The 26,135-nt window shown below is 55.9% G+C and carries 25 protein-coding genes; 10 read left to right on the top strand and 15 right to left on the bottom strand.

The genetic code is table 11. The features are described from left to right. Positions 1-20 precede the first annotated feature (20 nt). The 10 genes from KR51_RS02025 to KR51_RS01980 form a co-directional block, all read right to left on the bottom strand. The gene (locus KR51_RS02025; protein WP_022604303.1) at positions 21-626 is read right to left on the bottom strand and encodes a DUF4040 domain-containing protein; all 606 of its coding nucleotides are present in this window, start codon (positions 624-626) and stop codon (positions 21-23) included. Continuing rightward, positions 619-897: a monovalent cation/H(+) antiporter subunit G gene (locus tag KR51_RS02020; protein ID WP_022604301.1), complete on the bottom strand. Its 279-nt coding sequence runs from the start codon at positions 895-897 to the stop codon at positions 619-621. The genes KR51_RS02025 and KR51_RS02020 overlap by 8 nt, the downstream gene beginning before the upstream one ends. Then, the gene (locus KR51_RS02015) at positions 894-1,133 is read right to left on the bottom strand and encodes a hypothetical protein (protein WP_022604300.1); all 240 of its coding nucleotides are present in this window, start codon (positions 1,131-1,133) and stop codon (positions 894-896) included. The genes KR51_RS02020 and KR51_RS02015 overlap by 4 nt, the downstream gene beginning before the upstream one ends. Positions 1,134-1,141: 8 nt before the next feature. Continuing rightward, positions 1,142-1,531 (bottom strand): Na+/H+ antiporter subunit E, encoded by a 390-nt coding sequence (locus KR51_RS02010; protein WP_022604298.1) that lies wholly within the window; start codon positions 1,529-1,531, stop codon positions 1,142-1,144. After that, positions 1,528-2,997, bottom strand: coding sequence for a cation:proton antiporter (locus tag KR51_RS02005; RefSeq protein WP_022604296.1), 1,470 nt, complete (start codon positions 2,995-2,997; stop codon positions 1,528-1,530). Before KR51_RS02005 ends, KR51_RS02010 begins: the two co-directional genes overlap by 4 nt. Then, entirely contained in the window at positions 2,997-3,335 is a 339-nt protein-coding gene (locus KR51_RS02000) for a cation:proton antiporter subunit C (protein WP_022604294.1), read from the bottom strand. Before KR51_RS02000 ends, KR51_RS02005 begins: the two co-directional genes overlap by 1 nt. Positions 3,336-3,471: 136 nt before the next feature. After that, complete coding sequence (locus tag KR51_RS01995; protein WP_022604292.1) at positions 3,472-3,732, bottom strand: hypothetical protein; 261 nt, start codon at positions 3,730-3,732, stop codon at positions 3,472-3,474. 322 nt (positions 3,733-4,054) lie between these two features. After that, the gene (gene bicA / locus KR51_RS01990; RefSeq protein WP_022604290.1) at positions 4,055-5,743 is read right to left on the bottom strand and encodes a bicarbonate transporter BicA; all 1,689 of its coding nucleotides are present in this window, start codon (positions 5,741-5,743) and stop codon (positions 4,055-4,057) included. Positions 5,744-6,263: 520 nt separating this feature from the next. After that, positions 6,264-7,898, bottom strand: coding sequence for a YcjF family protein (locus tag KR51_RS01985; protein ID WP_040654787.1), 1,635 nt, complete (start codon positions 7,896-7,898; stop codon positions 6,264-6,266). A 102-nt stretch (positions 7,899-8,000) separates the two neighbouring features. After that, a complete protein-coding gene (locus KR51_RS01980) occupies positions 8,001-9,836 on the bottom strand; it encodes a cyclic nucleotide-binding domain-containing protein (protein ID WP_022604285.1) in 1,836 nt (611 codons plus the stop codon). A gap of 1,061 nt (positions 9,837-10,897) precedes the next feature. Here KR51_RS01980 and KR51_RS01975 point away from each other — a divergent pair. Beyond that, positions 10,898-11,431, top strand: a complete 534-nt coding sequence (locus KR51_RS01975) for a class I SAM-dependent methyltransferase (RefSeq protein ID WP_156914918.1) — start codon at positions 10,898-10,900, stop codon at positions 11,429-11,431. A 76-nt stretch (positions 11,432-11,507) separates the two neighbouring features. Here the strand turns inward: KR51_RS01975 and KR51_RS01970 are convergent, their stop codons facing one another. Then, complete coding sequence (locus KR51_RS01970; protein WP_022604281.1) at positions 11,508-12,374, bottom strand: TIGR03943 family putative permease subunit; 867 nt, start codon at positions 12,372-12,374, stop codon at positions 11,508-11,510. A gap of 637 nt (positions 12,375-13,011) precedes the next feature. Beyond that, positions 13,012-13,782 carry an adenosylcobinamide-GDP ribazoletransferase gene (cobS, locus tag KR51_RS01965; protein WP_022604279.1) on the bottom strand — a complete coding sequence of 257 codons (771 nt, stop codon included), beginning with the start codon at positions 13,780-13,782 and terminating at the stop codon, positions 13,012-13,014. Between the two features lie 283 nt (positions 13,783-14,065). Here cobS and KR51_RS01960 point away from each other — a divergent pair, with 283 nt between their 5' ends. Both KR51_RS01960 and tgt read left to right on the top strand, forming a co-directional pair. After that, positions 14,066-14,518, top strand: a complete 453-nt coding sequence (locus tag KR51_RS01960; RefSeq protein ID WP_022604278.1) for a hypothetical protein — start codon at positions 14,066-14,068, stop codon at positions 14,516-14,518. A gap of 156 nt (positions 14,519-14,674) precedes the next feature. Beyond that, entirely contained in the window at positions 14,675-15,793 is a 1,119-nt protein-coding gene (gene tgt / locus KR51_RS01955; RefSeq protein ID WP_022604277.1) for a tRNA guanosine(34) transglycosylase Tgt, read from the top strand. A gap of 109 nt (positions 15,794-15,902) precedes the next feature. Here the strand turns inward: tgt and KR51_RS20480 are convergent, their stop codons facing one another. From KR51_RS20480 to KR51_RS01940, 3 genes are all read right to left on the bottom strand, one after another. Then, positions 15,903-16,313: a RuBisCO accumulation factor 1 gene (locus KR51_RS20480; protein ID WP_232214502.1), complete on the bottom strand. Its 411-nt coding sequence runs from the start codon at positions 16,311-16,313 to the stop codon at positions 15,903-15,905. A gap of 26 nt (positions 16,314-16,339) precedes the next feature. After that, positions 16,340-16,981 (bottom strand): RuBisCO accumulation factor 1, encoded by a 642-nt coding sequence (gene raf1 / locus KR51_RS20475; protein WP_408638077.1) that lies wholly within the window; start codon positions 16,979-16,981, stop codon positions 16,340-16,342. 287 nt (positions 16,982-17,268) lie between these two features. Beyond that, complete coding sequence (locus KR51_RS01940; protein ID WP_022604276.1) at positions 17,269-17,586, bottom strand: TMEM14 family protein; 318 nt, start codon at positions 17,584-17,586, stop codon at positions 17,269-17,271. Positions 17,587-17,886: 300 nt separating this feature from the next. On the opposite strand from KR51_RS01940, the gene KR51_RS01935 reads away from it, so the two are divergent. The 7 genes from KR51_RS01935 to KR51_RS01905 all read left to right on the top strand — a co-directional run bounded on the left by KR51_RS01935 (position 17,887) and on the right by KR51_RS01905 (position 26,008). Further along, positions 17,887-18,468 carry a DUF4129 domain-containing protein gene (locus KR51_RS01935; RefSeq protein ID WP_022604275.1) on the top strand — a complete coding sequence of 194 codons (582 nt, stop codon included), beginning with the start codon at positions 17,887-17,889 and terminating at the stop codon, positions 18,466-18,468. Further along, positions 18,465-19,598 carry a DUF4350 domain-containing protein gene (locus tag KR51_RS01930; protein WP_022604274.1) on the top strand — a complete coding sequence of 378 codons (1,134 nt, stop codon included), beginning with the start codon at positions 18,465-18,467 and terminating at the stop codon, positions 19,596-19,598. The genes KR51_RS01935 and KR51_RS01930 overlap by 4 nt, the downstream gene beginning before the upstream one ends. A gap of 74 nt (positions 19,599-19,672) precedes the next feature. Next, positions 19,673-20,635 carry an AAA family ATPase gene (locus tag KR51_RS01925; RefSeq protein ID WP_022604273.1) on the top strand — a complete coding sequence of 321 codons (963 nt, stop codon included), beginning with the start codon at positions 19,673-19,675 and terminating at the stop codon, positions 20,633-20,635. 34 nt (positions 20,636-20,669) lie between these two features. Further along, entirely contained in the window at positions 20,670-22,046 is a 1,377-nt protein-coding gene (locus KR51_RS01920; protein ID WP_022604271.1) for a DUF58 domain-containing protein, read from the top strand. A gap of 622 nt (positions 22,047-22,668) precedes the next feature. Further along, entirely contained in the window at positions 22,669-24,054 is a 1,386-nt protein-coding gene (locus KR51_RS01915) for a nicotinate phosphoribosyltransferase (protein ID WP_022604270.1), read from the top strand. Between the two features lie 641 nt (positions 24,055-24,695). Then, positions 24,696-25,280, top strand: a complete 585-nt coding sequence (locus KR51_RS20470) for a nicotinate-nucleotide adenylyltransferase (RefSeq protein ID WP_022604268.1) — start codon at positions 24,696-24,698, stop codon at positions 25,278-25,280. Then, complete coding sequence (locus KR51_RS01905; protein ID WP_022604266.1) at positions 25,277-26,008, top strand: NUDIX hydrolase; 732 nt, start codon at positions 25,277-25,279, stop codon at positions 26,006-26,008. Before KR51_RS20470 ends, KR51_RS01905 begins: the two co-directional genes overlap by 4 nt. The last annotated feature ends 127 nt before the right edge of the window (positions 26,009-26,135 follow it).

Here is a 26,135-nt window from a genome sequence, read left to right as displayed (position 1 = left end):
GAAAGGGAAACGGGTACACCTCAGATACAACTGAGACTAGCCAAGTGTTGCGGGACTTCAGGCTGAATCAAGTTGTAGAGTCGTGGCACTCGGGTTTTCACATGGTATTGCGGTTGGCACGCTTCGGATTTAGCAGGTGCCGGAAGGGCAGTTGCCAAGTTCGACATACAGGTCGAATGAATCTCTTTTGAGAGGAGAGCAGATTCCAGAGCACGAGCTGTTGGGTAGGGAACTAATTCGACGCGCATGTGGTGGCGGCTCAGCGCTTTACGCAGGATCCCGAGCAACTCGTCAAACGAACCAACAGATTCGATCGCAGTCTCAGTTACGGAAGTTGGAGAGTGATGGGTAGAAAGGCCGAGTTCGTCAGTTTCCAGCACGCCCAAGCGCATGCATAAAGACGACCGTACGGCGATCGCGTACAGGGTAATCGATAGCATCGTACCGACAAGCGCTTCCGTTAAAGCAACATCTGCTGCCCCTAAAAGGGCGTAGAACAGTGCGGCAATAGCTCCCAGAATACCGCGAATAACGAGGGCATGATAAGGGTTTTTCTGCGAGAGCAGCATGCATGCTGTCAAGGGCAAGAACAAGGCGATCGCGATAACGAAGTTGTCTTCAAGCATTGCCTTTCTCGCTACTCGAACAATACGCAAGGACGTAGCCAAGAACCGTATTCCAAATTGCTAGCGAGATGAGGGCCAGCAACAGTAAAGGCCACTCGCGGGGAATTTTCAAAAGCAACCCGACAATAATGCTCATGGAACCCAAGGTGTCCGAAACCGAGAGGCTGTGGAGCTTGAATAAGATGGAACGGTTTCCCACCAGAGGAAGAGTTCCCCAGATCCAAAACACGGCTCCAATTCCAAGCAGACAGTAGCTAACAATATCGATCATAGTTCATCGAGTCTCCGAATAACATGAGCTAACAGCATTAGGGCAGCATTGCCTACGCTGAGAATCAAGACTCCAACCAACCCAATCGTCCAATCATCTCGTACGACAGAGAAAACCAATATTACGACCGAGGTTTTAGTCGCAATGCTGGCAAAAGCGATCGTTTTCTCCCAAATGTCGCTAGATTGACCGGCCTTGAGAATCGGAATGGATAGAGCCAACATCATTACCGTCATCAGCCAGTTCAACGTCTCTTAGTCCTCCGTACGCGATGAACCTCATACCAACCGTCTTGGTGGTACTTCAAAACAATAGTTTTGGGTGTGAACGTGATTGAGAATATATCCAAAAAAATCAATCCTGGCGTCCGATTTGGTTTAACTTGTTCTAAGGCAATCTCTTCCCGTGTGTGCGGGCGAAAAATCATTTCCAAGGCCTCCCAGTAAGCAATAGGGATAGCCACAATGATTTCCCACAGCGTTCGCAGCCACTCTTTCAAGACGGGTGGCGGTGCAAACCTCGGAGGGAGAAGCAGGGCGACGCAAAATCCAATAGTAATATTGGCAAGACTGAAGTCAGCTGTAAGCAGAAACCAAATTGCGAGTCGTAAGAGAAGGCTTAGATAGGCAATCATACCGTCACCATCCCAAATAATAGAAGCATCATCACACTCACGATCCCGATCAAATGGTCGAGCCGCTCGAATGGTCCGAACATGCAGAAAACAAGTTTACGAAAATAAACCCAGTGTGCCAACCAGCCTATAGCAACGATCGCGAGCGATTTCAATACATTTGATGGCGTGTACGCTCCGAGATAAAATAAATTCGCCATCAACAGGCTTGCCAGCAGCAAACCAATGCTCGCCCAAAAACTGGGTTTGGTGATGGGTTCTTTTGACGCACTAGGATCTACCGTAACGGGCAGAAAAATCAGCTTCGAGAACGCGATCGCAGTGCCGACAGCAGCCACATTCATCGCTATTTTCTGCCAGGGGTACAGCAAACTGAGAGACTGCGTCTTAGATGCGAAACCTGCCAACAACGGAAACCCAGAAATTGAAAGGCTTGCAATGACTAAAACAACCCAAAACGACACGTGAATCGGTGTCTGGCGAAGCTCTTTAAAGTTACGACTGGGAAGGTTTCCAGCTGTTAGAAACAGAGAAGATTTTGCCAAGCCGTGAGTTAAGGCATAATACCCAGCAGCGCTGGGCGCAGCCAATACAAAGCCCATCTGGGAGATCGTGCTTGAGGCTAATAACCGTTTGGAGTCCTGCTCGAGGATCGCGTAGTACACGCCCAGTAAAGCAGTTGCAATGCTGAAGACGCCAAGTATTAACTGAATATCATCTACCAAGAGCGAGCAGCGCACGAGTGGAAATACACCTGTCTTAACCACTATTCCAGAAAGTAGCGCCGAGACCGGCGTTTCCGATTCGGAATGGGTCAAGGGTAACCACAGCCCCGAAACAAAGACACCCCCCTTAGTCAAAAGTCCGAGAATAATACAAACAGTTGCTGCTTGTGGTGCTCCCTTCAAACCTTCATAAGCAAAGGAATGATGAGTTTGATAAACCAGAACGGCACCTAGCAGATAGACAAGCATGGCTGTGTTGCTAACAAAAAGATAGCGCAAGCCAATCCAAATCGCGCGTTTAGCTCGGGAATGTGCGATCAGCAAGAATGCCGCAATACTAACTGCTTCAAGGGCTACGTAAGAACTAATGAAGTCCGCGCTAATCAGAACGGCGTTGATGCTGCCGTGTAAGAAGATTATCGATGCATAAAAGAAGGCATCTTTGCCTCGGTCTTGGCAGTAAAGAATGACCGCAGCAGTTACGATCGCGTTGGTTAAAACCAAGAAGCCACTTTGGGAGTCAAGAATCAACGTAACCCCAAAACTATCCATCAACTTTAGAGTTAATGAGGTCGGTCTAAATATTTGCAGGAAACTGTAGACTAATGAAGTCGAGCAAACTCCAAAGGCTAAAAGCCGATCCGATTTGGGCAGCAGAAAGCTGCCGAAACCCGCGATAAAGGGAAATGCAATCCAAAGAATTACGCTTGTTGTGGTGTTGAGAAGAGCAGTTTCGTTCATTATGCGTCGTCTTTCTCGATTTCGTTAATCTCCAAGGAGGGAGTATCTCGTGCCAGCTTCATTGCACCAACTAGCATAAGTGCCTGAACTGACAAGCCAATGACAATTGCAGTCAAAATCACGGCTTGGGGAACTGGGTCGGCGTAAGCCCCTCGGACCGAGTCTGAAGCAATCGGTGCGAAGACTCCATTGCGTGCTGCAACGAGAACGTAAAACGCGATCGCGCCAGTGCTCATGACATCCATCGAGACGATCTTCATCAGGAGGTTTTCCTTGAAGATAATGCCGAGGAAACCACAGAATACCGTTGCTAGGACACAGGCTTGTAGAACGTGCATTTGCGTAACTCGAAACTAATTCAGGTCTTTGCCAGCTCGGGGTTGTGAAAGCCAAAGACCCATGTGATTTCTCGGGGAGGGGATTTGAGGTTGGCTGCCGCGGCTCATTCTGCTCGAAAGCTTTGCCAGAACCGTTCTAGAACCGAGCAAAAGCGTCTTCTTCCGGCTTAGAGACTGTTTCCACCTCACTACCCTGCAAAGCTGTCAGCACATCAAGTACTGCAACCCCTCTTTTTAGCTTGATGGCAAGTAAGACTGTATTCACAACGAAGAAGATTTCAGCGAGAACAGTTAAGTTCTGATGCATGTATGGGGTTCGAGCAAGAAGCCAGTTTGCTGCAACCCAAGTCGGATCGATCTCTGAAAAGGAAAGATCGAAGTAATCGAGTATTAACATTGTGTACTCCTCCTTTTCAGGTGTTGCTGCACAATTATCGAAAGGTTTCCTCGCTCATCAATCCAGGATAAATGAGGTTAGGCGAATCTATCGCAGACACGAGCGGACAACAGAGTGCATCTGACGAACAGAGCGATTGCTTCCATAGAGAGTTGGCGGGAGATAGAGGCAGCGATAAATCCCCAGAGCGCACTCAAGCTTCCACATCAGTATCTCGCCATAGCATAAACACTATCCGTCAACTTCAAATCCATTTCCAGACTTACCAGTAGCAAAGCAATACCGAGACAGTTCGCCGAAACATGTCTGCTCTCACTTTGGGTTAACTCGTTGCCAGCGTTGAAGAATGAAGTTGCTCTTGCATTGACGGCAAGAGTATTTGAAATGCAGTCTCAAGCGCTTCTGCGCGGTTATCGAAAACTCGATCCAAAGGCACTGAGTTGAAGACATCGAGTTTCTCAAGACGGCGCTTAGTTTGCCCTGAGGTTACGGTGATGAAGACTTGGCGATCCTTCTCGACAGCTTCTTTAATTGCATTCTCCAGGGCTAAAGATGCTGTTACACCTAGATGAGGAACGTCGCTGAGGTCAAAAACGATCGCATCGCAACCGGCAAGAGCATTGTGTTCGCGAGAGATTGCCTTAGCCACTCCGAAAATCATCGGACCGCTCAACTGAAACAGCAAGATCCGTCCGTTAGCTCGCTCGAGCCATTTCTTTTCTTCGGTATCGAGCAGGATCGCGTCGTCAGAGTCGGTGATTGCCTTGACGGACTCGGATTGGAGCGCGCTCATCCGGTCGATCGTGAGGATGTTCGCAACGAAGACACCGACGCCAACCGCAGCAATCAGGTCTACGAAAACTGTCAAGAGAATCACCCCGTACATGATTGCAGCTCCTTTAAACGAGATATGATGTGCTCGCTTCAGGAAGCCCCAGTCAATGATGTCGATTCCAACCTTGAGTGCAATTCCAGCCAGAACGGCTAGAGGAATCATTGCTGCCAAGTTTGCCGCCCCCAAAATAACAACTAGCAAGATCCCAGCTCGAGTCAATCCCGATAAAGCAGTGCGTCCTCCAGACTGGATGTTGACAACCGTGCCCATCGTGGCCCCAGCGCCGGCAATACCGCCGAATAAACCAGAGATGAGGTTACCAAGCCCTTGTCCGATCAACTCTTTATTGGAGTCGTGCTCCGTGCGGGTCAAACTATCGGCAATCACTGACGTCAGCAGTGCATCAATGCAGCCCAGCATGCCCAAGACAGCCGCATCGACAAACATGAGCTGCAGCTGGTCGAAGGTGAAAGTGGGCATCTGAATAGCGGGGAAGCCAGCCGCAATTTCACCAATTCGCCGGATCTCAGCACCCTGGAACAGTACCAGTGAAAGCGCAGTGCCGACGACAAGCGCGACTAATTGAGGGGGCACAATCCGCTTGAGTTTCGAGGGCATGAACCAAATGATGGCAATAGCTAAAGCTGCCAGCACGGTTTCTGCAGGTTGAACGTTTGAAAGTAACTCTGGAATTGCTCGCACGGTGCCAATGACTCCTCCAGGAGGGTTGGCCTGTCCGAGAAAGGGTGCAATTTGTAGAACGATTAAGATTACGCCGATGCCGGACATGAAGCCCGATATTACCGTGTAGGGCATCATCGTGACGTACTTGCCCAACCGCAGTGCACCGAAGATCATCTGGAAAACTCCGGCCATCATGACGACGGTGAAAGCCATTGCCAAGCCATTTTCGGGGTTGGCAGCAGTCAGATTCGCGATGACAGCGGTCATCACCACCGTCATCGGACCGGTCGGTTCCGAGATCAACGTGGGTGTACCGCCAAACAGGGCAGCAAAAAACCCAACAAGAACCGCTCCCCATAAGCCGGCAGCGGCCCCGGCTCCGGAAGCAACACCGAAGGCAAGTGCCATCGGCAGGGCGACGATCGCGGCGGTTGCTCCGCCAAAGAGATCGCCGCGCAGGTTGCGAAAGTGGATATTGTTTGTAAGCCTCACGCTCGAACTACCTCATCAAAATTAAGAGCCAAAAGTTATCTACTGGTGCGTTGATGACACGAACTGGGACATCAATACCTCCGGTATCCGGCACCTCTGCGACCCCATCGCCTGAGAACCCTAGCGATCTTGCTGGTAACATGCGCTCGATTTGCGCGACTGTCCAGATCGCGTTCCAGAGCCAACAAATCCGGTTCATTGACTTAAGGTTATACAAGGGCTGATGTCCATTGGTAAATATCTAATCACAGATTTGCCTAGCCCGTCGGCCGGTCTCCACGATCGTTTGTAATAGGTTGGAAAAGGGAATCTTATCGATGAACGGCTGGCACGAGTTTGCGGTTGCGTGGCGCAACGGGCCGACTCGCCATAATTCCGCTTCCAATCTGCAGCGCGCTGGCAATAGTCCCGGCTTCGAAGCGATCGCGAACGGTTAAGACCGCACGCGGCGTCGATGTCCTGGCCTGTTTGGGTGCCCTGGAAAGTTATTAAGAGTTCGAACCGGGGGAGATCGATTTACTTACCAGTCGCGGTCGGACTGCGGCGATCGCTCCCAGTCATCATGGACTAGAAGCTCACTAATCAGTTCGGGACTAGGCGCGTCATTTTCGGCCGGCGACATTAGTTCCTCAGCGTCCTCAGGCGATCGCTTTGCAACGGTCAGAGGTTTGACAACGCGATCGATCGCCTCGCTCACGAAGGCTTTGACAAACTCGTCGCGCCGCTCCAAGCGAAACTGACGCTGTACGACTTCGCCCATCCCACCATCGCCCCAGTCTTGGTTTTGACGGAAGTACTCGATGAAGCTCTTCCCGGCAATGCGCGTCAGATAGGCTACCGTAACGCCTTGAATTGCTTTGCCTACAAGATAGCCGGCAACAGACAATTGCAGTGCCGTTGCAAGCAATTGCAGCGCACCTTTAACCACGCCCAAGCTGACCAGCATTTTGCCCAAAGACAGCGCCAGTTCGCGCCCGCGATCGAGATTGAGTTCGCATCCATAAATGCGTCCGAGTTCGACCACCATCTGAGCATTCACCGCAGCTGCTCCCAACATATCTGCCACCGGCAGAGGCGTTACGGCAAGGACCCCGGCGCTAATCCATTGATAGCGTTCGACGATTTGTTCGGCCTGCTGGCGGCGCTGACGATCGAGCGACTCGCGCACGTCTTGCCCGAGTCGCTGTGCCTGCAACAGAATATTATCGGCAACCAGTTCTTCTCCTTCCGATCGCAACACCTCGGCGAGGCGGCGGATCGTTGCCTCAATATCGGCATCCGGCTGCACGAACTGACCGTTGGCTAACTGCATCGGTTGCGGCGCGGCTGCGGCATCCACCACGTCTTGCGGGGCGATAAACCCGCGGACGCGCGCGCGCAAACTTGCCAACACGGCTTCTCGGTCTGGCTGGGCGTACAGATCCGTTTTATTGAGGACCAACAGCGAGCGCTTGCCGATTGCAGCCAGCACCTGGAGCGGCTCGAATTCTGACTGGCGCAGGTCGTTATCGACGACGAACACGAGTAAATCGGCTTCGGTCGCAAGTTGCTTGGCCAAACGTTCGCGCTCGGTACCGGCGACACCGGCTTCCAGGATACCCGGCGTGTCGGTGATGAAGATCTGGCGACGGAGGCGAGGTAATGGTAAAGCATAGGTCGCCCCCGCTTGGGTCGTCCCCATCGGAGCGCCGACCGTCCCGACGACGCGCCCGATCAAGGCATTGATCAGCGAGGTTTTGCCAGCCGAACCCGTTCCGAACACCACCACGTGCAGATCCTGCCGCTGCAGGTTGGCTTCGATCGCGCGCGATCGCTCCCACAAAGCCTGACGCGCCACTTCGTCCTGGATTTGCCCGACCTGTTGCCGTACTGCTTTCAACGTGACCCCCGCTGCTTCGGCTTTCTTCTCCGGCGCGCGTACTACAGGCCGGCGCGATCGCTGCGAAGGCTTAAAAATTTGATTGAAGTAGTAAACGAATGCCGCGACGAGCAGCCCCAGCAAGACCAGCACCACTAACAGCAGCAGATTTGCCAGCAGTAGGGAGCTGAACGATACCTCGACGTAAAGCTGGTAAATAGCGCCGATCAGCCAAATTGCCAGCCCGAGCACAAAGCAAAGACCGACGATGAAGGCGATCGCGCGAGGAGAAGACATCATGCGGGCAGTCCGGACGCGAGCGAGACCTGCTCTCTCAGCCTACACCGCTTGTTTCGGAGCCGCGATCGCACTGCTGCCAGCGTTTGGGCTGGCGGCGATTTAGTGGGGGGCTAAATGGACGATCGAGATAACGATCAAAAAACCCATCACTGTAGAGAGCCCGACTACCGAACCTCCCATCGCATAAGCCTCTGGCAACATTGTTTCCGAAATGACTGTCAGCATGGCACCAGCAGCGATCGACCCCAACAGCGAGACGAGCGCGTCTGGAACGTCAGTAAACACGACGGCGCCGACAGCAGCCAAAATGCCTGTTATTAACATAATTGACGACCACATCAAGAAGATTCGGAAAAGCGAGAATCCCTGCTGTCTCATTCCCCGGGAGCTGGAAAACGCTTCGGGATAGTTGGCAATAAATAACCCTGCAAGCAGGGATGAACTCAGCGGAGATGTCACCAGGTGCGCGCCAATGGTCAGGGCTTCGGGAATAGCATCGATTAACAAGCCCAACCAGATCGCCATGGGGGCATTTTTATGTTCCTCAACAGCATTTGTCATTGCGGCTACCGATGGAATGAGGTGACCGGCATTCATGGTTGCCATGGCACTCTGGATCCATTCCCCAGCTTTTGCCGGCTCGAAATTTTGTCTGGTTTGCAAGTAATTCTTAAGCTTTGTTTGTCCCAAAAACTCTCTGACATTGTCTTCCAATATTCGGGACTGAAGCAGTATCTCGTCGAAAAACTGTTTTCTCAGCACCCAAACGCTGACATCAGTTTTAGCAATCGCCGTTACCGTATGCGTCGCGCTCGTAACAAAGGACAGTTCTCCGAACACATCACCTGCAATTAGGACCTTGGGTGGTTTTTGGTAGTGCGTGGGGTAGACAATTTCCACTTCCCCCATATGGATGATGTAGAGGCGATCGGATGCCTCTTGGGGCTGGAAGAAAATATGACCGTCATCTCGCTGTAAGTAGATGAGGCGATCGGCAATTTTTTGTAAGTCTTCCGCGGGAAGATGCTTGAAAATCGGCAGCCGGCGCACTCGGTGAGCCATGTCAATAAACTCATCGGGTTTGTGAGTGACTTCCACTGCTGGGGGGATAGCACTTTCACGAACCAAGCTCTGCACGCTAGATCCGACCCATTCCCTAACTCGAGCTAGACCCAGTCCGTGACGTTTCTGGAGATATTCTGCAACGGCTTCGCTTTGTAGAAATGACGCCGTATTTCGTACTAAGCTTGGCGAGCTTTGGAGCAGGGATTCGAAATCCGATCGCGGTAGGATGTTTAGCTTAAGAGCCGTTGTCGCGATCGCCACTGTCTGGTGAGGGCAACCCGTCAGAAACGCCATCATACCGAAGGTATCGTTCGCACTCAAACGAGTGGGCAGTTGTGCTTTGGAACCTGGAGCATGCAGGGTAACACTACCTTTTTCAATGATGTACAGACTTTCGCTAGGATCGCCTTGCTGATAAATGACCGTCCCCAAAGGATGGTAGTCGACGAGCAAATACTGTGCGAGTTTCTGTCGATCGGACTGTTCTAAGTCCCGAAACAGATCGATACGCTTGACTCGCGATCGGTGTTCTGCAAATTGACGCGACTCCTTCTGAGTTAAGTGAACGAGGGTTGTGGAAGGTTTGCGTAAGAAGCCTCCAGAATGGTTGATCGCTCGATTGGCAGCAGTAAACAATAAACTCCCCGCAATCGCGCCGACTATCAACTCTAGTAAATGTCCCTTCTCCGTAGCACTTCCAACGAGATCGATCACCAGCGCCGCCAGCAATGCTCCTCCTCCAAAGGCCATCAAAAAGGAAACGATTTGGTTGTTCGGACGCCAGTAGAGTGCGGTCAAAGAACCCAAAGGCATCGAGCAAGCACTCACTATCCCAGCTAAAAAAGCCTTAACAAGAAGCGGTTCAAACATCCCGATTCTCCTCCTGAGCTCCTAATCTCTAATCGATCCATACTCGATCCCTGCTCGATCCCTACTTGACGTTGCTCGTGCCCAATGTAATGTACAGATAATAGTAGTTTTGGCGTGCAGATGATTATGCCAGATTTCAATCTCAGCATATACTACCTACCTCGATGCCAAGATCGCGAGGCCGGCCGAGAACTACAGATGCTGATAACATTTGATTCGCTCGCTCGATAACCACTCCTATAACAACGACTCCGACAGAAGCCGAACGTAGTTGTGCCCTCACCAGCCCCTGACTGCCAAGCAACCGAGTAAGAGCTTGCACAAGCTATACCTCGGACCGGTTCTGGTGGCGATGACAAGCAATGGACAGACCACTGTCGATACTGGCAAGCAGGTTTCGGAGCGCAGCCAATTGCGAGGTCCAATTACGCGATCGCCCGCTGTCTAGACATGCAATTTGCGGCTTCAGAAGACCTCCGACCCAGCTTTTGTAACAGTAAATTGCATCGCCCACCTCAGGCTCCACATTCGTGATAAACAACTGGAGTCATTCTGTAGGGCACATCGATTAATTCGCTCAAGACCGAACGTAGGCACAGCAGCATGGGTATTTCAGTAGCCAAAGCACTAAAAATCGCGCATTTTATCGAGGTGCCCTGTATTCAGTGCTATATTTTTGCAATCTAGAACGCGATAGAGTAACAAATAAGCTGTTTTCAGAAGGGTAAGAGCTCGTTCGTGTGGACGGAGATCTCCTTAATTGCATGTGATTATAGCGGAGCTCGAATCAGTGGTGGACACGCCAAGCAACCCAAATTTAAATTTCGATTTTTTTCCTAGTGAACCTTATTTCACCGAGCGAGGCTATACCTCAACCAACGAGCTGTTTCAGTCATCTATTCTTCAATAGCGATCGCCCGATATCAAAGTAGAAATAGCCCATGTACGAATCCGTGGAAACGCTCGTAAGAACTGCCTTGTCGCGCAGCAAGAAGGGTAAAAGGCTGCTTCTTTGTAAGAGTCTTGAGCCCGCATTAGAGGAGATCGGTTGGTTCAGGAGTATGGAGGAAGCGATGCCGGTCGATCGCTGTGGCAATTGTTTGCCGTGGCTTACCTATCCGGCAATTGCCTTCTTGAGCAAGAGGATACAACGGGATATGGCTGTATTTGAATACGGGAGTGGCAACTCAACGTTTTGGTGGAGCCAACGAGTCGCTCGTGTTGTTGCCTGCGAGCACGATGCCAAGTGGTATACCTCGATGAAGGAGCGCGTCCCATCAAACGTGGACTATCGCCATTACGAGCGTGAAGATGGGAAGTACAGTCGGGCTATCCTCGAATATCATCGCGAGTTCGATGTCGTGGTTATTGACGGCAGAGACCGTGTCGCCTGTGCCAAGAATTCACTCGGAGCGTTGCGCGAAGATGGCGCAATTGTCTGGGATAACAGCGATCGCGAACGTTATCGAGAGGGGTACTCTTACCTCCTCGAGCATGGTTTCAAAAGGCTGGACTTTGAAGGACACGGACCAAACGAGACTCGCCGATGGTGTACTTCGATCTTCTATCGCAGTAATAACTGCTTTTGTATATAAGCGGCCTCCGTGCTAGCCGGAATTTACAATCGAAGCTGCTTTGTGAATGCAATATGCTTGTCAGGGTTCGGAACCATTAACGCTCGAAGTTGTAAGGATCGTCTGGCGTCGGGATGGTTTCTAAGGAATGGGCTGCAACAATCGCTTGACGGCGATCGCGTTGCGCTCTGGAGCCGACAGCGAGGGAGGGCAGGGTGTCCACGGACATTTCGCCGATGACTTCAAGCCAGGTGTCGGGCGGGTAAGCTTGACGCGATCCGTCTATCTTCACGGGTAGGGCAACCGGATAAGCATCCACGGCGCAGCAGGTTACCAAAAAGCGCGCGAGCAAGAGGTAGTCCTCTGGTAACTCAGGCACGTGGATGACAAAACCTTCGATGCGGACGGGCTGGCCGAGGTAGGCATCAGGCTCGGGATAGGCATCGAACGTGCGAACCCAATCGACGAGCGAGCGCTCCTCGGGCTGGATGCTGGCGCGGAAGGACTGAGGCTGCGTTCGCGTCAGCGGTAGCGATTCACTGACTCCCCGCTGCAGCGCCATCCGACTGGCGAGCACGGTTGGGGGTAGGACCAACCCGAGTGCCGCTGTCACGAGCAAAATGCCAACGCTCCAATTCTGCGGGATCGAGCTCAGAGGGGACATCTCGGCGGCGCTGTTGCCGTTCTCAACTCGCGCAAGAGACTTCCGAGCGATGAACTGCGATAGTTTGAGCCAAGCAACGAGTAACAGCAGAATGCCTGTCAGGACTACCAGCCAGATGTAATTCGGATGGATAAGCAAGCGCAACTGACCGCTCAGCCAATACTTGAGAAATAGAGAGCCCCACGCCCATAGTGCTGCAATTTCCAGGCACGGCAAAAGGTCGAACCATCCGTAGCGATGGCGGCGCGCCCGCTTACTCCGCGGTTGTCGATTGGGTTTTCGGCCGGCCGAACGCGTCATGTTGATACTCCGCTTGGCGTGCTTTCTATCTGAGCTTGCCCGATCGCCCGGTCGCCCGCTCCTAGTTTCCCTCAATGGCGGTACTCAATCGACGAACGATCCGATCCAGAGCCAATAGATACTCGGAAACTCAGCTCGATTTGCGCAATATACGCGGCTCGATCCGTGTTTGTTGAGAACGGAAAGCCGAGTTCTGTCGCGCCAGCTCGCTGACACTCCTATCCTGTCGTGAAGTCGAGATTAGCGTGCGTTTGCCCTCCGCTTAGAGCTGCAAACGCTGAAACGTCTGCCAGGCTATGGCTAAGACGAGCTGAAGAAAGCACTGGGTTCCCAGCTCGCGGCTGGTTTGGCAGCGAAAGATCGGGATTCTACCGTTAACAGCGGCGACAAGAGATGCCTCAGGTGGTGCCCAATTTCCCGGGTATTGGCACACTTATTGGCAATACTGCTGTCACCTTCCGCAAGCAGCTTCATCGCGTTCGCCGCAGGGTGACAAGGTTGGCTCCTTTTTGGTAATTTAGCCTGCAAGCGGAATTGCCGACCGCGTCAATGCTCAATCCTCAAGAACTGCAGGTTTCTCGACCGCCGTTGGGAGCATGACGAGGCAAAACCTGCAGCTTTAAGCTGCGTTCGACACTCATCCAAACCAACAGGTCAACCAACATAGCACCATCACCTCGGTCCACTCCACAACGGCACCATAGGTATCGCCCGTGTGACCGCCCAGGCACCGGTACAGCCATGCGCCGCTGATTAATGCAGTCGCCGCGCCACCCGAGGCAATTGCGAAGCCAAGCCAGCCAGCTGCGCCGCTTACGGCCAGGGCGACTGCCAGACCGAGAAGCAGATCTTGCGGCAACTGCAGCCCGTCCTTATGGAAGCGGCCGGTCCCTTCTCGGTGCAGATAGGGATAGAAGGCGATCGCCGCCACTTGACCCCAACGGGACCAGCTGGCCGCAGCCATCAGACACAGCCATCGCGACGTGGAAATTTCGCTGAGAGCGGCGGTTTTGAGCACGAGAATCGCCGCACCAGCGATCGCGCCAAACGCCCCAACGACGCTATCGCGCATGACCGTCAAGCGTCGCTGCGGGTCGAGAACGGCCAGACCGTCCGCCGTATCGATCGCGCCGTCGAGGTGCAGTCCGCCGGTCATCCAGACCCAGAGCACCACCACCAGTGCACTGCGGGTCAGCGCCGGCATTCCGCTCCAAGCCAACAGCAAGTCGATTGCTCCGAGTATTCCCCCGATCGCGACCCCCACGAGCGCCGCCCATCGCGCCACGCGCTGGAAGTCCAGCCCCCAGCAAGCGGGTAGCGGGATCGCCGTATAAAATGCAACGGCGCCCAGGAGGGACTGAGTTATAGATTGTGCTCGCCTAAATACGGATTGGGTTATCGACCTCATTCCCGCGATCCCCTTTGCGATCGATGTGTCTGTCGGCGGAAAGAACGCGCATCAATGTGCAACGTACTTTTGTGCAGACTTTTGCAATCGCAGTGCATATCTTGGGCTAACATTGACGTTGTGTCGTAACTTACTGAATAAGTCTGACGACGATTACTTCGTTCTCGGCGGCTTGCATGTACCGGCACCATGTGACCCCCCTGCAATCGCATGTAAAGATTGCGACTCGGAGCGTCGGCGTCTAATGCTGCTGTGACTTGCCCACTGCTAGGGTTGGCTCCCCATGACTTACTCCGAGATTCCCGAATCACTCCCGGCACCTTGCATTATTGGAACGGGGACGGTTGTCAACAAACACGATATGCGCCGCCTGCTTGGCGACCTCGGCCGCGTGCACTACCGGCACGTGCTCGAGGGCTCGCTTGAGGAAGAAGGTGATGGCTACGTGGTTGAAGTGTTTGCCGACGCGCTGCAGGCAACACTGGTTGTCAACCGCGCCCTTTATATCAACGTTCAATGTTTTGACTATCTCGAAATCTCCCAGACGCCGGACGGCGCTACCGTTTTCGACCTCGTTCAGGATAACCGGCAGCTGAGCCTGACGCCTCAATCGACCGTGCTCCACGAGCGCGCCCTCGAACACAGCCTCGACACAGCGGCAATCGAAGTCATGGTTGCTCAGGTCCTGTCGGCACGGCGCGACGCACAGCTTGACGAAGACGGTTATGCATTTTAGTCAGGCGGGCGCTAGGGCATCGATGTAGCCGGAGCCTTTCACGGTCGATCTTCGACCCCTACCGGCTGCGGGCAGACACTCCAATCTGGATACTTCCACAGGGTCGGCTTTGACCGCGCACTACCATTATGCGTAGAGCTGGCAGGGTAGAGTGGATTGGGAGAACAAACGCGATCGCAATTCGAGTTCGAGTGTCTGGCAACGTGCAGCGTCACGGGAGCGCGGGCGGGACGCTTCTTCACTCCCCACGGCATCGTCGATACGCCGCGTTTCATGCCGGTAGGCACCTTAGCCGACGTCAAGGGCGTGACACCGGCGCAGCTAGCGGACTGCCAGGCGCAGATGGTGCTGGCAAACACCTATCACCTTCACTTGCAGCCGGGCGAGGCGATCGTCGAGCAGGCAGGTGGATTGCACGCGTTCATGGGCTGGTCGGGCCCGATGCTGACAGATTCCGGTGGCTTCCAGGTGTTCAGCCTCAGCGAACTGCGTCAGGTATCCGAGCGGGGCGTGGTTTTTCGATCGCCGCGCGACGGCGACATCATCGACCTGACGCCAGAACGGGCGATAGCGATTCAGAATATTCTGGGTGCTGATGTCATCATGGCCTTCGACGAATGCCCGCCGTATCCTGCCGAGCGCGCAGCCGTGGAAGCGGCAACGGCACGCACCTATCGCTGGCTGGAGCGTTGCATGACGGCGCACGAGCGCACGGACCAAGCGCTATTCGGCATCGTGCAAGGTGGAGTGCATCTCGATCTGCGCACGCAAGCGGCGCGGGAGTTGGTGGCGTTGGATCTCCCCGGCTACGCAATCGGCGGGGTCAGCGTGGGCGAGCCGGTGGAGGCAATGCACGCGATCGTGCGGGCGACAGCACCGCTACTCCCGGCAGATCGGCCGCGCTATCTGATGGGTGTTGGCACTTATCGCGAGATGGCTATTGCGATCGCGGCCGGCGTAGACTTGTTCGATTGCGTGATCCCAACAAGATTGGGGCGACACGGCACGGCATTGGTGCGGAGCGGAGAGCGCTTGAACCTCAAGAACGCTCAGTTCCGTGAGGACTTCACACCACTGGACCCGCTGTGCGAGTGCTACACCTGCCAAACGTTCAGCCGCGGATATCTCCATCATCTCGTGCGATCGCGCGAGATCCTGGCCGCCACGCTACTGTCGATCCATAACATTACCGAGCTAATCCGCTTCACGCGCAGCATCCGGGCGGCAATTTTCGGCGATCGGTTTGCCAGGGACTTTTCACGCTTCCTAAACTAGACGACCGGGCTCGGTTGGTTGTTTAAGAGTGCCGGTCGAGGGTCTGAATAACCTTTGCTGACATCTGCTTTGCTGACATCGGCCAGCCTCCTGCGCGGGGAAGCCATCGCTACTCGTCGAGATCCCAAGTAGTGGCGATCGCGTCCTCGTCGATGATGCGCTTCGGACGCAACACGAATAGTACGCGACCGAGGAGTGCGATTTCTGGAGCGACCTCAAACCACTGCAGGTCCAGAGCCCCCTCGCGTTCGCAGAGGAAGTAACCGTCCGGCGACCAGTTGGTCCCGGCCCGATCGACGACGACAAGAACCGGTTCGGACCGACCCGGTGGCGGTTCGGGTAACTCCTCGCTGGTGCAGGCAACGGCCAGCGGCGCCACGGCGTTTAGGAGGGATTTCCACCCCGGTAGCGCTACCCACCGACCGCCCGCGATCGCTGCAATGCCGAACGGTCCGGTTGGCTCCAGGCGCGGACAGGCTTCTACACCGGCAGGATCGTCACCGAGATTCACCACCGGCATCAAGCAGGGGAGTTCTTCCTCGCTTTCTATGCGGTAAAGCGGCAGGATCGGCGCGCGGCGACTCGGGACGACGGTGAAGTCGCTGAGAAGTTTTTCGATCTGCTCGCGCGCGCCAATGGATTCGGCAAACTGAAGCCCCCGCGCGATCGCTCGCGATCGGTCCTGCAGGTTTTTTTGCCGCGCGCCGACTGCCAGTACTGGAAGGCCACCGCATCGCCGGGGGTATCGGTGAAGCCCGTCGGCAGGTGCGATCGCCGCGAGAAATCTTTGACGGCTTTGACGACTTCGCGCGCGCCCAGAATATCGAGCTGCTTGGTAACGATCGCCTCGGCAGCACCCGCGCGACGTTCGCGATCCAGCTGGCGCAGTTCGTAGACAATTTCGCTCCCGTCTCGGAGCAACCGCGATCGCGTGGCGTCGCTCAGGGGGTCGAGGGTGGAGAAGACTTGGGCGGCAACAGCCAGTTGGTTTTGGTGGATCGGTTCGAAGCCAGTTTCTTCAAAAATGGTTTGGGGTGCGCGACCGCCTTTGTGCAATTGCTGGAGCAATCGTCCCCAGTCGAGCCAGCCGCCTTGCTTGTGTCGTAAAGCTTGCAGCAATTCTTGCGCGGTGTCCTCCGATAGCGGTGCGCCGGACTCTGGGGCAATCGGATTCGGGTTCGGCTCCATGGGTGGCAATCTCGAGCGGGGGCGGGGTAATGGTTTCAGGGTTAGCAGGTGCGCGGCGTTCGCGCGGCCACGAAAAGCAGTCACTTGATGAGCAGTCACTCAATCGATGAGCAGTCACGCGAGGCGGGCGATCGCGCGGTAGCAATCGCAAGTTGGCAAACCAAAACTATTACTCTGTCAGCTTTAGCAATAGAGGTAGTCAAACGCGCAAGCTTCTACCAGCAATGATTTTCGAAGTTGCCAAACCGGACGTCTTCGGTTGACGCAGCAATCAAGTTGCCGCAGCACTAGGAGTTGGAAATCTGATTGACGAGGACGGCAAGTGACACCGCTCCGAGAACGATCATCGGTGCAGCGGGCATGAGCTTGCGCGTTTTCGCGAGGCGCGCGACGAAAACGACGATCAACAAGCCTGCAACGATCGCGGCTAGCAGCAGTCCCCACGCCTGCCCTAGCAATGTCAAAACACCGCCGAGGACGAGGAGCGCCCCGCTGATAATGCCGGAGATCAGCGATGCTTTACTACCAGCTTGTTTGTAGCCCATGACACCGCCCGCAAGTGCGAGCGCGCCATAAACCAGTGCCGCTATGCTCCCTACGATCATGATGAGTCCTCTTAGTGTGCTCTCCAGAAAAGTTTGCTCTTCAGACCGACCTGTTACCGGTAAATCTGTAAGGGAAACTTGCGCAACAGAACCTACCGCCAAGTCTATTGGCGCGATATCAATACGTTCTTTGCAGCATTCTCTCTCAGGTTAAGCGCCCCGTTCGCTGTCGCTTGCACCGTGCAACGTTTTGTAATCGCCGCGGGACTCGGCGGTGACGCCCTGAGCCCATTTTTGGTTTCTGGATGCGATCGCGAGCGATCGCCCGTAGGATAGAAATGCACTTTGCGGGCAGGGAACGTGGCAGCAGAGGAGTTTGCCAGAGACGGACTTGGTTGGCGAGCGCGGCTGCTGAGCCAAAAACTCTCCGAATGGTTGGAGCTTCAGTCTACCGACATCCCCGTACCCCCGGTTCCCAAATGGAGAGGGAGCGAGTGGTTCGACAACCTGGGCCGCGTCATTTTTTGGATCCTGTTCGTCGCGCTGATTGCCTGGGGACTCTGGCAGCTCTGGAAACTGTTGCGCCCATACCTTCGCGACCACGGTCGAGTGTCCGTTAGCGATCGCCCCCCGACCGACATTGTCGACCTGCCCGCCTCTTTGTGGATGCAGCGTGCGGGGTCGGCAGCTCTACGCGGTAATTACCGACAAGGTATCTTCTGTCTGTATCGCGCCACCCTACAGCAGCTCGACAGCAACGGCATCATTTACCAAGAGAGCAGCCGCACCGACGGCGAGTACCTGCAACTCTTGCGGGGCTTGCCGCACGCGCGGGCCTATCGAACGCTGTTCGTGGCACATCAGCAGCTATGCTTTAGTCGTGCCGAAGCCGACTCGGAACTGTACAACCGCTGCTTGCAAGCATTCCAGGAGCTGTCATGAGCCAATCCCGACAGCGACTATGGACCATTGGCGCGATCCTGCTCGGAGCCATGCTCTTGGGGGTTCTCTTATTTGCTCCGGCCAGCCGCCCCAACAGCGGCTCGACTTACAACAGCAACCCCGACGGCTACGCTGCCTGGTATGCCTTCATGCAAGAGCGAGGCTACCCGATCCAACGCTGGCAGCGCCCCCCTCACGATATCGAGGCGCTGAATGCGCCGGCAACGTTTGTGCGCGTGCACCCAGAACTTCCCCCAGACATGCGCGTCCCCGCAGACATGCAATCGGAGTGCGGTCCGGGCTCTTTCCAGAGCTGGGTAGAAGACGGCAACACCCTGGTCGTCCTCGGCATGCGACAACCACCGACGACTGCCCCCTTCGATACGCTTCAGGACAGCCCGGTTGGTGAAGTCAGAATCCAGACTACGCGACGCCTCGATCCCGCTGCCCAAGGGACGGAGGTCGAGCCAATCGTCAGCGATCGCTACGGCATGACGGTCTGGGAACGCGCGCTCGGCGACGGGCGCGCCATTTGTGTCATCACGCCCCACCTTGCTGCCAACGCCTACCAAGATTACCCCAACAATTTCGCCCTGCTCGCTCGCCTCGCCGGGGCCGATGCAGGCCGGCCGATCTGGGTTGACGAATATATCCACGGTTACAAAGATGCCGTCACCGCTACCGTCGAGCGCCAGGAGAACGTCTTTGACTATCTGAGCAGCACGCCGCTGTTCGTTGCCTTCCTCCAAATCGTTATCGTCCTTATTATTTTCCTGAGCGCGGCTAACCGTCGTTTCGGACCCGCGATCGCGCTGCGCCCGCCCGAAACGAACAACAGCCAGGCCTATATCAGCGCTCTAGCTGGGGCTATCTACAAGGCCGAGCGTTACGAATTTGCGACGGATCTTATTGGAAAAGCCGAACGCCTGAAGTTACAGCAGGCACTCGGTCTCGGGACCGTTCCTCTCAGCGATCGCGAGTTGCGCGCTGCCTGGGTGCAGTGCGGCGGCAGCGAAGAGGAACTCAAGCTCGCGCTCAGAGGCGAGCGTCGCCGTCGCCCGAGCGAAACCGAGCTGCTCGACTGGCTCCAGCACTGGCAGGCAATCCACCGAGCTGAAGATTCGCGGTAAACTCGGACCCGATTGCACTTGCAATTCACGTCTGCCGCTGGTTTCCCCCGATCTTCAATCTGTCTCGCGATCCCATGATTCTTAGCACGACTCCCAACGCGTTATTTCAAGACCTTGCCGCTGCCCTCAACTGCGTTGTCGTTGGGCAAAGCAAACTGGTGCGCCAACTCCTCGTCGCCTTGCTCGGCGGCGGTCATATCATCATCGAAGGCGTTCCCGGCACGGGAAAAACGCTGCTGGTAAAAGTGCTCGCGCGTTTGGTTCGGGCACAGTTCAGGCGGGTACAGCTCACTCCAGACGTGTTGCCCTCGGATATTCTGGGCACCAATGTGTTCGACTTAAACAGCCGCAGCTTTACCCTCAAGCGCGGTCCGGTCTTTACTGAGATTCTGTTAGCCGACGAGATCAACCGCACGCCCCCGAAAACCCAGTCGGCGCTTTTGGAAGCGATGGAGGAGCAGCAGGTGACGCTTGACGGCGAGACCCTGCCGCTACCGGAGTTATTTTTGACGATCGCGACCCAAAATCCGCTGGAATTTGAAGGCACCTATCCGCTGCCGGAAGCGCAGCTAGACCGCTTTTTGTTCGAGCTCCGCGTCGACTATCCCGACCTCGATGCCGAAAAGCAGATGTTATTAAACGTCCAGTCCGGGTTTCGCAGCAAGCGCCCGGATCTCGCAAACATCGAGCCGATAGCGACCGTCGAGCACATCCTAGAAGCACGCCAGCACGCCAGCGCTGTCCTAGTTGCCGATAACATCCTCGATTATTTGCTCGCGCTCGTACGCAAAACCCGCCAGCAGTCCGATTTAGCGCTGGGTGCGTCGCCGCGGGCTGCGGTTGCCTGGTTGCAGGCCAGCAAGGCGCATGCGTGGCTGGACGGACGCGAGTTCGTCACGCCCGATGACATCAAGGCGATCGCCCCGCCACTCTTGCGCCACCGGCTGATCCTGCGCCCCGATGCCCAACTCGACGGCGCAAACGTCGAAGGCGCGATCGCGGCCATCCTCAAGCAAGTGCCCGTCCCGCGAGAGTAATTGACGATTGGATCTGGATCGCTTCCGTACTGCCATGAACCAAATTGGAGCTCACGAAATTCAAGCGGCAATCGATGCCCGCAAGGAGAAACGCAAACCGCCTGTCGCAATTCCGGCACGGCGCTTCTACTTTCTCACTGCAAGCTGGATTGCGATCGGACCGTTGGTGGCACTTCTCTTCGGGCTGCAAACCGGTATTGTCATGACGCTGGTCTTCAACACGATCGTTTGCGGCTTGGCATATTGGGACGCGTGGCAAGCCCAGAGCCATGCCGTCCGCATTGCTCGCACGCCATTAGAGCACCTGTCGGTCGGTCGCGACAACTTGGTGGAGCTGACTGTAGAAGCCGGCGATCGCTTCGCGCCCGTTCGCATCCGCGACGGCTACCCGCACGAATTTGCCGTTTCGACGCCGGAGTTTCAGCTCCGCATCGAGGCACACCGGATGCAAACCCTGGTCTATTCGGTAAAACCACACCGTCGCGGCGAATTCACCTGGACCGACATCCGCATGCGCCAGCTCGGACCCTTGGGCTTGGCCTGGCGCGACTGGAGCATACCCGCCCAGCAAACTGTCTCCGTTTATCCCGATTTACTAGCACTGCGATCGCTCTCGATTCGCCTCGCCTTAGATAGCACGGGAACCCTGCGCCGCCGCCGGTTGGGCACCGGAACCGAGTTCGCCGAGCTGCGCGAATATCGACGCGGCGACGACACGCGCGCGATCGACTGGAAAGCCACAGCCCGCCGCAGCCGCCCGATCGTCCGCGTGCTGGAGCCGGAAAAAGAGCAAACGCTGATCGTGTTGATCGACAGCGGCCGCTTGATGACCGCGCGCGTTGAAGGGTTGCAGCGCTTTGACTGGGCGGTCAACTCGGCCCTAGCCCTAGCAATGGCGGCAATTCACCGAGGCGATCGCGTTGGCATCGGGGCATTTGCTCGCGACGTTACTACCTGGATCCCGCCCGAACGCGGTCAGCCGCATCTCAACCAGCTCATCGAGAAGATCGCACCTCTCCAGCCAGTCCGTCACGAACCCGACTATTTCAGCGCGATCTCGCGTTTGGTTACCCAGCAGCACCGCCGTGCCCTCGTTGTCTTGCTCACTGACATTGTCGATCGCATTGCTTCGGCTGAGTTGCTGACAGCGATGTTGTGCTTGGTGCCCCGCTACCTGCCGTTCTGCGTTGCCCTGCGCGACCCGCAAATCGACGCGATCGCTGCCCAGCCCACGCTCGATACTACGGCTGCCTGCGAGCGCGCCGTTGCCCTCGACCTTATCGCCCAACGGCAAACGGCGTTCGCACCGCTGCGTCAAAAAGGAGTCTCGATCTTGGATGAGCCAGCCAGCCGCATCAGCGATCGCCTCGTAGAAAGCTACCTACAACTAAAAGCGAAGAGTCTGTTGTAGAAAAGCTGCTGCTCTGCCCACGCCACTTGAACTTTTCCAGTGTTTGGGGATGCCAACTTGCTCCCTGAGCCCTGCCTATTGTTTCAAGCTGCTCGTTCTGCATGGTTGTTTGCTATGGCAACTGCAGTAAAGCTTAGACGCTATGGAAAGGTGGGCTTGACACGCAGCAGTAGCAAGCCTAAGCGCGGCGCTGTCCATAGCTCAATGCTCCTTTTTATCAAGATACCTTCTCTATACAGATACCCTTTAACAAAAAACCGAACCGAGAGAGCCGCGATCGGCTTGAGGTCATTTTGATGCGGGCAATTTCGGAATCGCCACGAGCGCTCAGTTCGGAGGGTTATCGTCACTTCAAACTGGTATAACCCGGGCGCGCAGCCCCAAAAATGGGCAATTACCGGGCAGGCGATCGCGGTACTTACTTGGTTGCAGAATTCACTCGAAATAAGCAACTTGCCGGCGTGCTTTCCGATCGTTCCCTTTCACCATGATGCTTTTGCTAGGGGCATCCCATATTCTTTTCACAATTTGGCAAGGACGAGTTTGTCCGACCGCTGGCAGTTTTGGTGAAACTCACTATAATTGGGGCAGCCCGCCGAACCATTGCAGAGGTAAGAAACCGATGGGTACGCGATCGCTAACGCTGGAGACGGACGACTACGGGCTGCTGACCGACCTGTATCAACTAACGATGAGTGCGTGCTACGTCGGCGAAGGGATTGCCGAAACACCAGCCAGCTTCGAGTTGTTCTTGCGGCAATTGCCCGATAGTTGCGGCTACCTAGTCGCCGCCGGTTTGGAGCAAGCGCTGGACTATCTCAAGCATTTGAAATTTACTGGCGAGCAGGTCTCGGCTTTAGAGGCGACGGGGTTGTTTGCCGGAGCACCGCCGCAGTTCTGGTCGTTGCTTCAGGCCGGTGGATTCACGGGCGACGTGTGGGCGATACCAGAAGGAACGGTTGCGTTCGCGCACGAACCCCTATTGCGCATTGAGGCTCCATTATGGCAGGCACAACTGGTCGAAACCTATTTGCTGAATACGCTGAACTACCAAACCGGGATTGCCACCCGGGCGGCGCGGATGCGCGACGCCGCCGGCTCCAAGACGCGCTTACTGGAGTTTGGAACGCGCCGAGCGAGCAGCCCGCAAGGAGCCCTATGGGCGGCGCGTGCGGCATTGATTGCCGGGTTTGACGCCACATCGAACGTGTTAGCAGCGCTAGAACTCGGGCAGCAGCCGAGCGGGACAATGGCGCACTCGCTAGTGATGGCGATCGCGGCGTTGCAGGGCAGCGAAGACGAAGCTTTTGCCGCCTTCCAGCGCTATTTCCCCTCGGCACCGCTGTTAATCGACACTTACGATCCCGTGGCGGCTGCCGATCGACTGGCTGCGCGGGTGCGCGCGGGTACCCTTCACGTTGCAGGCGTGCGCATCGATTCGGGCGATCTCGTCAAGCTGTCGCAATCCGTCCGCGAGCGCCTGCCTGAGGCAGTCGTTATTGCGAGCGGCAATATCGACGAATACGAAATCGCGCGCTTGCGGGCGGCAGGGGCGTGCATCGATGGCTATGGCGTCGGCACGAGTCTGGTGACCGGCCAGCTCTGCGATGGGGTATACAAGCTCGTCGAAATTAACAGTATCTCGACTATGAAGACCTCCAACCGCAAGGAAACCTACCCCGGACGCAAGCAGATTTTCCGCCATTACGAAGGCGATCGCGCTACTGGCGATCGCTTGGCCTTGATGGAGGAGGTGCCACAACCGGGAGAACGCGCCTTACTGCAGCGGGTGATGCGTAGGGGCCAGTTATTGCAGCCGGTGGAGGCGATCGCGGCGATTCGCGCGCGGTCGGTTACCGGGATCGCGAGCCTGCCGCCATCCGCCCGTAAGCTTGATGCTCCGGAAGCATATCCGGTGGCGATTAGCACTGCCCTGGAGGCGCTTACGCACGAGGTGCGATCGCGTCCGGTCGCTGCCGGTCCGCAACCGGCAACCTCGCGACTCTAGTAACGCAGTATGGGCTTGGACTACCTGCACTGCGTTCGTGAGGCAAAGATGGCAGCAGAAACTGCAGCAATAACTTCATAAATGGCGGCACAATTGGCGGTGACGCCATCACCGTCTGCGCAGTGTCACCTGCAAAGTCAATCAAACAGTAGTCCGCCCTGTTGCCGATGGACGTCCCGCGCCCTCTCCTTTAATCTAGTCGCAATGGCGGGGCGGACTGACGTTCTAACGGCAGTCCGCCTTTGCAATCGGGTCGGCGATCGTTTCGCTAGAGGCAGGTCCCGCACATGAAACCGCATCTTGCCAAGCAAAAGACTGGAAGGTTATCCGTGCGCGCAACGGAACTGTGCGATCCCGTTCCGCACGAGCTTGACGTCCGTGACGCGATCGCTTACGTCCGCACTTGCGGTTGGCGACAACAACCGCATCCGAACCCGCGCGTGCGGGCGTTCGAGTCCGCACCCTCACCGCCTGCAGATCGCGAGCGCCCGGCGCTGCTCTTCCCGAGCGGCAGCCATGCAGACGTCGGCAGTCCGGACAGCAGCTATGCAAGCAACCCGGCGATCGCCGAACGCACGCTGGACGCTCTGCGCGCGCTGGCCGCTGCTGAAGGTCGCTCGCTTGCAGCAGCGATCGCGGACGTGCGGGCAGCCGCGCCAACCACATGGGTAGCCCTGTTCGGCACGAGCGCCGACCCGCCCACCGAGGGACATAAAGCGATCTTGGCGTGGCTGAGCGATCGCTTTGACTGCGTGGCGGTGTGGGCATCGGACAACCCGTTCAAGTCGCATCAGACTGCCCTCGCCCATCGCATGGAAATGCTGCGCCTGACGATCGCCGACTTGAACTGTCCTGCTGCCAACATGAGGCTGTGTAAGGAGTTGAGTAGCTCGCGCAGCTGGGTGACGGTATGCGCGGCCCGCAAAATTTGGGGCGCAGGGGCGCATTTGACCTTTGTTGTCGGTTCGGACTTAGTGCCGCAGATGCCACGATGGTATGCCGCGCGCGACTTGTTGCAAGCTGTCGAGCTGGCGATCGTGCCGCGTCCGGGCTATCCCCTACAAGTAGAAGATTTAAAACGTTTGAGCCAACTCGGAGCGGTTTGGGACATTGCCGATCTCACCGCGCCGGCTGTGTCTTCAACCGCCTACCGGGAGCAACGCGCTGCAGATGCAATCCCGCTGCCGGTGCAAAAATACATCGATCGCTATCAGTTATACGCATGACAGGACGCGACGCGACCGCAATGACCCCCGCACTTGCCGACTTTAAGGTTGGAGTAGACAACGTTATTTTCTCAGTGGATACGCAACGGCACCGCTTGCTGGTGCTGTTGGTCAGACGCCCCCACGACCCCTACACCAATTGGTGGAGTTTACCGGGCACGTTGGTGCGGCAAGGTGAATCCCTCGAAGCTGCTGCTCGACGCATCCTGGCGTCACAGATTCGCGTCGACAATCTCTACCTCGAACAGTTGTACACCTTCGGCAACCCCGGCCGCGACCCGCGCGAGGCACCGGGGCAATTCGGGGTGCGCTACTTATCGGTCAGCTACTTTGCCCTCGTTCGGTACGAAGCAGCCGAGTTGGTCGCCAACGGGACGAGTTCGGCAACCTGGCACGCGATCGCCAGCCTGCCCAAACTAGCCTTCGACCACCAACAAATCCTCGACTACGGCTGCAACCGCTTGCGCAACAAGCTTGAATACAGCCCGATCGCGTTTGAGGTGCTGCCCCGGACTTTTACACTCGGCGAACTCTATCAGTTCTATACCACCGTGCTCGGCGACCAGTTTTCCGACTACTCCAACTTCCGAGCAAGGCTGCTCAAACTGGGTTTCCTCAGCGATACGGGGGTAAAAGTTTCGCGCGGTGCCGGTCGCCCTGCTAGTTTGTATCAATTCGATGCGCAAGCATTTGCACCGCTGAGAAATAAACCACTGGTTTTTGTTTGAACGAATTTGTGTCGATCGTGTTTGTCCGATCGAACGCTTCTCGCCAGCTAAATTTCCACGCAATCGATTTCCCTACATCGGCACTTTCGGGGTCGATTCGATGCTCGCTATCGGCTTATCCAACCAC

It is taken from the genome of Rubidibacter lacunae KORDI 51-2 (assembly GCF_000473895.1).
Taxonomy (GTDB): Bacteria; Cyanobacteriota; Cyanobacteriia; order Cyanobacteriales; family Rubidibacteraceae; genus Rubidibacter; species Rubidibacter lacunae.
This window is presented reverse-complemented; position numbering and strand designations above follow the sequence as displayed.